Genomic DNA, 9,748 nt, shown 5'->3' with positions numbered 1-9,748 from the left:
ATGTGTTTCGAGAAGCCACATAAGACGTGGCTTTTCGAAACACATGTGGCTTCTGAGCACCATAGACACACCATCACCGATACCCCGTAGAGAGGACCAACTCATGGAGCTAAGCGCTTTGGGGATACCCCTAGAGCCGGTACGCTACATATGGCTCATCGCCTTCTTGCTGTACTTGGTGGTGTGCGTAGCAGTCGATATCGCCTACTCCTCAACCATGAGCAAGGAAGAAGCGAGGCGGCTGCACGTTTTCTACAAGGGCTCTCCCGTAGACAAAGCGATGAGGTATGCCGAACGCCGCTCCCTGGACGGCGACCCGCTCCCCAAACATAAGCTGCGTTCCAACCTCACCCGCGCCAGGAAAGAACTCGACAGCATTTCTGGCGTATCCAAGTTTGAGGCGTGGATGCACGCCGTTATGTACGTGTGGGCTTGCTTTGTCGCACGGTCCATTTTTCTGCTGTACAAGGACATTGCCCGTGACGGCATCCTGCTACCGGCACTAGTGTTGCCGTTCTACATGGTCTATCTGGGTGCGTGCTGGAGCCGCTTCATTTGGCGTAGCTCCCGCTACTTCAACCTCGATAACCACACCGCAGGCATGCCACGAGTCTTGGGCGAAATGTTGAACCGCGTTGACGCATTCTTTACTCCGCGGGACGCTCATCCCCAAGCTAAACCAGTGCGTAGGACGCCTAGACTCTACCTGGGGCTGTGCGTGACCGTGGTGGTGGCGCTGGTGCTGGCAATCGTCGTCTTCCTCTACTCGCTGGTCGGTTTGGAGATTCTGTATACCCCGCCGATACCTATTGGCGGCGCCTCAATCATGCTGGCTGTTACCGCCTCAGCAGCGTTAGCGTTGCGTTGGCATTATTTGAAGGTATACCTGCTGTTCAACCCCGATTCGTTCTACGTCGGGCGGCTTTTCCTGCCCGCAAAGAAGTACAGTTACGCCGATATTGAGGAGTTCTGCGTCTTCCCGAAGAACCCCGAACAGATCAAGCCGACCTTCTACGAGCCGTCGCAATGGCAGATAGAAATCAAGGTGCCGTCCAAGATCCCGCCGAACCTCGCTCAGCGCATGCCGTGGCTGCGCAGGCATATTGTGGCGGTGCACGATGAGCGCGTCGTCTGCCTGACCTCCCAGGTTGCGTTCTACCTGGAGCAGGAACGCTGGGCGGACCTGCGCTCCCCCGCCGACCGGGAGAAGCTCGCGGAATACTTCACCAACGGCAACATTGTGTGCACCTCCCTCGGGTACAAGCCAGTCAGCGAAGAACAAGCATAAACGGCGAAAAGCCACATGTGTTTCGAGAAGCCACCAAAGATGTGGCTTTTCGAAACACATGTGGCTTCTCGGCGTCCAGAGGGAGGGAGGGGTTAGGCATCCAGCTCGCGGAGCCAGCGTGCCGCCTCCGTACCGTAATAGGTCAAGATGACGTCCGCACCGGCACGGTGAATCGAACGCAGCGACTCCAACACCACAGCCTTACGGTCAATCCAGCCGTTCGCCGCAGCCGCCTCAATCATCGCGTACTCACCCGACACCTGATACGCCGCCACCGGCACCGGCGAAAACTCCGCCACCTCACGCACAATATCCAGGTAGCTACCGGCAGGCTTCACCATCACCATATCCGCGCCCTCCTCCAGGTCAGCGCGCACCTCCAGCAGCGACTCGCGGCGGTTCGCCGGATCCTGCTGATAGGTCTTACGGTCACCCGTGAAGCTGGACTCCACCGCGTCACGGAACGGGCCGAAGAACGCCGAAGCGTACTTCGCCGAATACGCCAGAATCGACACGTCCTCAAAGCCAGCCTCGTCCAGGGCGGCACGCATCGCCGCAATCTGGCCGTCCATCATGCCCGACGGGGACACCGTGTGCGCACCCGCACGCGCCTGCGAAACCGCCATCTTGCAGTACAGCTCCACAGTCTCGTCATTATCCACCACGAGCGTGCCGTGGCCGTCATCAACCAGCACGCCGCAGTGACCGTGGCTCGTGAACTCATCCAGGCAGGTATCAGCCATAACCACCAGGTCGTCGCCGAACTCCTCACGGCACACCGCAATCGCACGGTTCAGGATGCCCTGCGGATCCCAGGCGGTCGAACCGACCTCGTCCTTATCCTCATCGCGGGGAATGCCGAACAGGTCAATGCAGCGGATGCCCGCCTCGTACGCCTCACGCACGGCGGGGATGATGCTCTCCAGGGTGTGCTGGTACTGGCCGGGCATGGAACGAATCGGCTGCGGCTCGTCGATGCCGTCGCGAACGAAGAACACCTGAATCAGCTGCGAGGGGCGCAGGGTGGTCTCGGCGACGAGGGAGCGCATGGCTGCGGTGGTGCGCAGGCGGCGCGGGCGGCGGGTGAGGTTCATGATCTCTCCTGAAAATTCTTGCGAAATAATGTGAAGTCTTAGATGAAGGACGCGCCTACATGAGAGCTGTAGCGGCGCGCGCCAAATCCTGCGGGGAGGGCGAATCGGCCTGCACGTGGCGCAGGTTCAGGGCGCGGCATGCGGAGGCGGTACTCGCCCCAATCGCCACCACCGGCGGCACAGATTCGGGCGGTAGCGCGGGGGTGCCGTCCAGCAGGGCGTGCAGGCGGGAGGGGGCGGTCACCACCAGCACATCCGGCGCGGGGGTTTCGGTGGCGTGGGCATCTACGGCATTCCCCTGCACGAGCGCGCGGGCGGCGCTGAGGCTCAGCTCGCCGGGTGCCACCTGCTCGGCGGGCATCATGTCGTAGAGCACGCAGCGGCGGCTATCCCAACCCAGGGTTTTGAGGCCTTCACGCAGGGTCGGGCGGGCGTTGGAGCCTTCCAGAACCAGCACGGCGGCAGCATCAGCGGCAGGCTGTTCAAACTCCGCAAGCATACCGGCGGCGTTCTGCACCTGCGGCTGAAAATCCGTGCCCAACCCCAGCTGGGTATGCACGGCGCGGGCGGTTGCCGCACCCACGCAGGCGATGCGCACTCCCCCACTCGCGCAGGCGCGGGCGAACTGGTCACCCCACAGCTCGGCGCAGGCGCGAACCGTGTTGGCGCTCGTGAAGCTCACCCACGCGTAGTGACCGGAGGCGAGCGCCTCCAGCGCGGCGGCGTGGTCTTCGCCCGGCTCGACGGTGCGTGCCTGTTGCAGCGGGGCGAAGAGTACCAGGCACTCCCCCGACCCGTTCTGCGCGCATTCCTCGGCGAGGGCGCGTGCGAAGGCGGCACCCTGCGCGGCGGAGCGGGTCAGCAGAACCGTGCGCGGGGATTCAGCAGGCGGGGTATCAGCCAGCCGAGGTTCAGAACACGAGGCAGACATGACGCCTACTTCAGATCCAATCCGGCAAGGGCGGCGGCACCCATCTGTAGCAGGTCTTCCGCTACACGCACGCCCAGGCGTTCGGCGCCGGGCACATCCAGTTCGGCGGTTGCCGAGGTGTGGCGCAGCATGTCGGTGCCGTCCGGGGAGGCCACCACAACATTGAGCACCAGGTCACCCTCAACCACCTGCGCGTACGCACCGATGGGCGCGGCGCATCCGGCTTCGAGGCGGCGCAGCAGGGCACGTTCGGCGCTGACGGCGAGGCGGGTTTCGTGGTGGTTTGCAGCAAGCAGGGCGCGGCCGAGGGCACGGACCGGGCGCGCCACCTCGGGGTCGGCGAGCGCGGCGGGGTCCGGGTTCTCGAACTCGCTTTCGCGCACTTCCAGGGCGAGCGCACCCTGACCGGGGGCGGGCAACATACGGGTGGGGTCAAGGTACTCGGTGATGAGTTCTTCCTTGCCCAGGCGCTTTAGGCCGGAGACAGCGAGCACCACGGCGTCGCAGTCGCCGCTGCGTTCGGTGCCTACACCGTGATCGGCTCGTTCGGAGGTTTCAGCGTTCTGGCGGAGCACGACCTGCTTGCCGGCATGCTCTTCAAGGCCCTTCACGCGGCCGATGCGGGTGCCCACGTTACCGCGAATGTCCACGATTTCAAGGTCGGGGCGCAGCGCACGCAGCTGGGCGGCGCGGCGGGGTGAGCCGGTGCCCACGCGGGAGCCGGTGGGCAGGGTGTCGAGGGTCAGGCCGTCGCGTGCTACGAGGGCGTCGCGGGGGTCTTCACGTTTGAGGGTTGCGGCGATGACTAGGCCGGGGCAGGGTGCGGAGGGCAGGTCCTTGAGGGAGTGTACTGCCATGTCCACGCGGTTTTCTTCGGAGGCGTTCTCACCGTCGAGCAGACGCTGGCGCAGTGCCGCCGCGAATACGCCGGTGCCGCCGAGGGTTGCCAGGGGTCCGGTGAGCACGTCACCTTCGGTTTTGACGGTGCGCAGAGTGAAGTCCACGACCTCGGCATCTGCGGCGCCGTCAGCATCTGCAACACCGTGATGTGCCTGGTGTTCGGTGTAGAGGGAGGTGACGGTTTCAGCAGCAATACGGCTTTGGGTCAGGGCGAGAGCAGACCCGCGGGTGCCCAAGATGTACTCGTGATGGCTCATATCTCTCCTTGTCGGTGACGTGTGTGATAGCCCGTAGGCACGTGCGCTCCGACCCGCCCGCGTCCCCTGGTCAAAGGGTATTGGGGCGAGCCGGAGCTACAGGGGTGGTGTTAGTGGGAGCAGCATCCGCCGGAGCCGCAGCCACCGGAGCGGCTGGCGGGGGTTTCGGCAGCGGTTGCGGCAGAGGTGGCGTCCTCAGAAACGGCGGGCGCGTATTCTGCAACCACCGGCTTCGGCGCACCGCGACCGGGCTTGCAGCAGCCCGGTTCGCACTCGTCGAACCAGCCGTACTGGCCGCTTGCGCTCGGGGCGAGGACGCTCTCACGTTCGGGGCGCAGGTCGGCTGAAACGCCGTTCTCCACGCGCTCCTCAATCAGGCGGCGCAGCGACTCCACGTACGCCGGATGCGTGCCGGGGGTGGGGGTGCGCACGGCGACCACGCCCAGGCGCTCGCAGGTGTCCAGCGCCTCGGTGTCCAGGTCCCACTTGACTTCCATGTGGTCGGAGACAAACCCGAGGGGCACCAGCACGACGCCTTCCACGGGGGCTTCGCCGTCCTCCGCCGGGTTGGCGGGGGTGGGTAGCGCCTCCAGGGCGTCGTTGACGTCCGGCTCGAGCCACGGCATGGACGGCGGGCCGGAACGGGACTGGTACACCAGCTCCCACTCGACGTTCTGCAGAAGCTGCGGAGCCTCATCGCGCACCAGCGAAAGCACGGCACGAGCGACCTGCAGGTGCTTCTCCACGTAAGCGGAGCCGCCCTCGTAGTTCACGCCGCGCGGACCTGCCTCGTTCGCCGCGGAGGTCGGCACCGAGTGGGTGCAGAACATAATCCGCAGGCGCGGGTTGAGCGAACCGCTATCGCGTGCGGCAAGCTGCTCACGCACCGTGGCGAGCCCGTCCTTCAGCCCGTCGGCAAAAGCGCGGGAGAAGCCGGGCACGTCAAAGAACTGACGGATCTTACCCACGTGCACGCGGCCTTCCAGGCCGAGCTGCTCAATCGCCATGCCGTAGTCTTCACGGTACTGGCGGCAGCTCGAGTAGCCGGGGTAGGCGCTGGTCGCCAGCACGAGCACGTTGCGGTGGCCGTTCTCGTAGGCTTCGGCGAGCACGTCCTTCACGTAGGGCTTCCAGTTGCGGTTCGCCCAGGTGATCGGGATGTGCGGGCCGCGCTCGGCAAGCGCCTGCTGCAGTGCGGCGAGCAGGGCACGGTTCTGCTCGTTAATGGGCGAGACGCCGCCGTTGGCGCGGTAGTGGGTGGCGACCTCTTCGAGGCGCTCGTCCGGGATGCCGCGGCCAGCGGTTACGTTGCGCAGGAACGGGATGACGTCCTCCTGCCCCTCGGGGCCACCGAAGGAGGAGAGAATCACCAGGTCGTAGGGGCGTGCCTCTTCGGCACGTTCACGGGTGATGCTGCGTTCGCTTCGGTAGTCGCCGAGGGTCTGCTCGTTGAGCGCGGCGGGGCCGTTGGAGGCGGTGTTTGCCGGGTCGGTGCGGTTGGGTACCACATCGTCCGGCAGGAGCGTGCCGTTGAGGGTTACGCCGTTGTTCGGCTGATGGCTCACGCCAGAACCTCTGCCACTTCGTCTGCGCCGATGCGGCGGCCGGTGTAGAAGGGGGTTTCTTCGCGCACGTGCAGGCGTGCTTCGGTGTTGCGGAAGTGGCGCATCATGTCGACGAGGTCAACGAGTTCGGGTGCTTCGAGGGCGAGGACCCACTCGTAGTCGTTCATGCCGAAGGTTGCGACGGTGTTTGCCAGAATCTGCGGGAAGTCGATTGCCTTCATGCCGTGGTTCTTGAGCATTTCTGCGCGGCGTTCGGGGTTCATGTAGTACCAGTCGTAGGAGCGTACGAAGGGGTAGACGCAGACCCATGCTTCGGGTGCCTTGCCGCGTGCGTAGGCGGGTGCGTGGTTGCGGGTGAATTCTGCTTCGCGGTGTACGCCCATGGTGGACCAGACGATGGTGGTGCCTGCGAAGAGTGCGGTGCGGCGGATCTTGCGGACTGCTGCCTGCAGCTTTTCGGGGCTCTCGCCGTGGGTCCAGATCATGATGTCTGCGTTGTCGCGCATTGCGGAGACGTCGTAGATGCCGCGCAGGGTCACGCCGTCGGCTGCGAGCTGCTCGGCGACCTTCTCGAATTCTGCGCGTGCTTCGTCGGTGTTTGCTTCTGCGGGGCGCGCGCCGGAGCGTGCGAAGACGGTGTAGAGGGCGTAGTGCAGGGTTTCGCCTTCTTCGCGGCCGCGGCGGTTTTCGTCAGCTGCGGAGTGCTGGACTGCGTAGCCCTTGGGTGCGCCGCCGTAGCCGTGGCCGGGGTGGGTGTAGCCGCCCTGGCCCTGTGCACCGTGTGCGCCGCCGTGGCCGTGTGCTGCGTGATCGTGAGACATTGTGTGTTCCTTTCTTCAGCGAGGGTTCGCTGTGCTGGAGGCGCGGCTTCCGTTGCTGCGCGTTTTCTCAATTTTTTGGTCTGGTTACTTCGCGGGTGCGCTCTTCGGGGAGGTGACGCCTTCCCAGTTCTGCGCGGCGTGGTAGATTAGCTGGTCCATCTGCTCGTAGGTGTCTTTGACGGTGAGGACCAGGCCGGATCCGGCGGCCCAGGAGCCGACGGTGCTGAGGGTGCCCAGTTCGCTGGCGCGGTCGCGGAAATCCTGCACGCGCTTGCGGTGGCCGGGGGTGGAGGCGGGCAGTACGCCGCGCCAACGCACCACGTCCGCGTCGATGAGGTTGCGGCGGGTGAGGGCGACGCCCATCATGCGGGTGGCGTCGCGCAGGGCGAGGGTGATGAGCTGTTCGTCGGCGAGCGCCACTTCGGAGAAGCGGGCGTCTTCACCGCCGCGGCCGTAGGAGAGGCGCACGACGTGGCGGTCGGGTCCTGCGGCGTCGGCGACCCACTGCCATTTGGCGGTGGCGTGGGTAAGGGCCTTGGCGCGGACGGCGGTTGCTTCTTCGGAGACGAGCAGGCCGGTGCCGCGCGGGTGCTTATTCAGGTCGGGTGCGTCAACGACGAGGGTGACGAGTGCGACTTCGGGGCCGGGTTCCAGGGCGGGTAGCGCGGTGGAGACGTGCGGGCCAATGAGTCGGGCTACGGTCGGGCCGTCGGTGGCGACTACCAGGTAGTCGGCGTAGAGGGGGGTGTTTTCGCCGTCGGTGGTGTGGCGCTGGATGATGAACCACTGGCCGGTGGATTCATCGCGGTCTACGGCGATGACGTCGAATCCGGTGACGATGCGAACACCGGCGGCGTAGAGCTCCTCGACGAGGCGTTCGGAGAGCTGGTTCATGCCGCCGACGATACCTGCCACCTGAGAGCCTGCCGGTGCTGCGGAGCGGAAGGCTGCCGCTGCTGCGGAGAGGGAGCGGTGCTTACGCAGTGCCGCGCGCAGGCCGGGGATGGTGGCGTCCACGTCGAGCTTGTCGGGGTGGGTGGAGTACACGCCGGAGACGACGGGGGCGACCAGGTTGTCGAGCACTTTCTGGCCCATGCGGATGCGCACGAGCTCGCCAAGGGTCTTCGCGTTTTCACCGGCGGAGACGGGCAGGAACTTGTCCACCTGGGCGCGGCGCAGACCGTTCTTGCCAATGACGGGAATGAGGGACTTGTCGTTGACGTTGCCGGGGATGCCCATGATGCCGGTGCTGGGGGTGCGGCGGGCGCCTTGCGGCAGGTACAGCCAGGAGCCGTAGGAGTTGGGGGTGACGATTTTGTCGCCCAGGCCGAGTTCTTTGACGAGGTCGCTGACGATGGGGCTGCGGGTTGCGAAGGATTCGGCGCCGGAGTCTAGGAGCAGGCCGCCAACTTCGTGGGCACCAACTGCACCGCCGAGGTGGTGCTTCTGCTCGAGCAGGGTGACGCGCATGCCGGCTGCGGCGAGGCGGCGTGCGGAGATGAGGCCGGAGGGGCCGCCACCGATCACGATGGCGGTGGGCACCTTCTCGTTGCGGGTGAATGCTCGTGCGGCCTGGGGCGCGGCGGAGGAACTGACCTGTGCGGTGCGGTACGGTGCCTGGTTGGTGTGGCCCATGGTGGTTCTCCTTTGGTCTGCCTGCAGTGGAGTTGCCCATTGCGGTAACGGGCGTGGTGGTTGGTTCGGGGTGCAGATGTTCGGTGCAGATGCCAGAGGGTGTCCGGCATCTGCGCCGTCTATTTATCGTTATTTATCCTATGCCTGCGCGGTGCGTTCGTGGATATATGCCACGAGGTCGGTGAGCACCTGCGGGTCGGTGGTCGGGGGTACGCCGTGGCCGAGGTTGACCACGTGCGAGGGGGCGGCGTTGCCTTCGGCGAGCACTTCGTCTACGTGTGCGTAGAGGTTTTCGCTACCTGCGGCGAGCAGTGCCGGGTCGATGTTGCCCTGCAGGGGTACGGCGCCGTTGAGCAGGGTGTTCGCTGCGGACAGCGGCAGGCGGTAGTCCACGCCGATGACGTCCGCGCCGGCTTCGTGCATGGCGGGCAGCAGCGCGGTGGTGCCGGTGCCGAAGTGGATGCGCGGCACACCGTATTCACGCACCATATCGAGGGCGGTTGCGGAGTGCGCCTGCACGTAGCGGCGGTAGTCGCCTTCGCCGAGGGAACCTGCCCAGGAGTCGAAGAGCTGCACGGCCGATGCGCCCGCCTCGATCTGTGCGCGCAGGAACTGGCCTGCGGTGCGGGCTGCCCAGGCGGCGAGTTCGTGCCAGGCGGCGGGGTCGGCGTGCATCATGGTGCGCGGGCGCAGGTGGTCGCGGGAGGGGCCGCCTTCGACCATGTAGGCGGCGACGGTGAAGGGGGCTCCGGCGAAGCCGATGAGCGGGGTGTCGCCGAGCATTTCTACGGTGGCGGCGACGGCTTCGCGGATGGGGTTGAGGTCGTTGTCTTTGAGCTCGGGTAGGGCGCGCACCTCGTCGAGGGTGCGTACGGGCTGGTCGAGTACGGGGCCGCGACCGGGCACGATGTCGACGTTGACGCCCGCGAGCTTCATGGGGATGACGATGTCGGAGAAGAAGATGCCGGCGTCGACCTTGTGGCGGCGGACGGGCTGCACGGTGATTTCTGCGGCGAGGTCGGGGGTGAGGCATGCGTCCAGCATGGGGATGCCTTCGCGCGCTTGGCGGTATTCGGGCAGGGAGCGGCCTGCCTGGCGCATGAACCAGACGGGTCGGTGGCTGGAGGGGCGGCCGGTGAGGGCGCGGAGCATGGGCGAGTCGGCGGCGGTGCCTGCGCGCAGGGGGTGGTTGGCGGGTAGGTGTGCGAGCTGCTCGTCGGTGAGCAGGGGGCGCTGGGCGTCGGTGGGGTGTGCGGG

General features: G+C 65.9%; 8 protein-coding genes. 1 reads left to right on the top strand and 7 read right to left on the bottom strand.

Going from position 1 to position 9,748, the window contains the following annotated elements:
* Positions 1–103 precede the first annotated feature (103 nt).
* Positions 104–1,288 carry a transcriptional regulator gene (locus Q0216_RS04895; RefSeq protein WP_298593393.1) on the top strand — a complete coding sequence of 395 codons (1,185 nt, stop codon included), beginning with the start codon at positions 104–106 and terminating at the stop codon, positions 1,286–1,288.
* 92 nt (positions 1,289–1,380) lie between these two features.
* Here the strand turns inward: Q0216_RS04895 and hemB are convergent, their stop codons facing one another.
* From hemB to hemE, 7 genes are all read right to left on the bottom strand, one after another.
* Positions 1,381–2,382, bottom strand: coding sequence for a porphobilinogen synthase (gene hemB, locus Q0216_RS04890; protein ID WP_298593392.1), 1,002 nt, complete (start codon positions 2,380–2,382; stop codon positions 1,381–1,383).
* Positions 2,383–2,437: 55 nt separating this feature from the next.
* The gene (locus Q0216_RS04885; RefSeq protein ID WP_298593390.1) at positions 2,438–3,313 is read right to left on the bottom strand and encodes a uroporphyrinogen-III synthase; all 876 of its coding nucleotides are present in this window, start codon (positions 3,311–3,313) and stop codon (positions 2,438–2,440) included.
* 5 nt (positions 3,314–3,318) lie between these two features.
* Positions 3,319–4,470 carry a hydroxymethylbilane synthase gene (locus Q0216_RS04880; RefSeq protein ID WP_298593388.1) on the bottom strand — a complete coding sequence of 384 codons (1,152 nt, stop codon included), beginning with the start codon at positions 4,468–4,470 and terminating at the stop codon, positions 3,319–3,321.
* 110 nt (positions 4,471–4,580) lie between these two features.
* A complete protein-coding gene (locus Q0216_RS04875) occupies positions 4,581–6,035 on the bottom strand; it encodes a ferrochelatase (protein WP_298593386.1) in 1,455 nt (484 codons plus the stop codon).
* Positions 6,032–6,856, bottom strand: a complete 825-nt coding sequence (hemQ, locus tag Q0216_RS04870) for a hydrogen peroxide-dependent heme synthase (protein ID WP_298593384.1) — start codon at positions 6,854–6,856, stop codon at positions 6,032–6,034. The genes Q0216_RS04875 and hemQ overlap by 4 nt, the downstream gene beginning before the upstream one ends.
* An 84-nt stretch (positions 6,857–6,940) precedes the next feature.
* Positions 6,941–8,491 (bottom strand): protoporphyrinogen oxidase, encoded by a 1,551-nt coding sequence (hemG, locus tag Q0216_RS04865; RefSeq protein WP_298593383.1) that lies wholly within the window; start codon positions 8,489–8,491, stop codon positions 6,941–6,943.
* A gap of 138 nt (positions 8,492–8,629) precedes the next feature.
* Positions 8,630–9,748, bottom strand: a 1,119-nt coding sequence (gene hemE / locus Q0216_RS04860; protein ID WP_298593381.1) for a uroporphyrinogen decarboxylase, incomplete at its 5' end; no start/stop codon positions are given.

This window comes from uncultured Rothia sp., assembly GCF_937976295.1.
Lineage (GTDB): Bacteria > Actinomycetota > Actinomycetes > Actinomycetales > Micrococcaceae > Rothia.
Note: the sequence above shows the minus strand (reverse complement) of the source record. Positions and strands in the feature narration are given on the sequence as shown.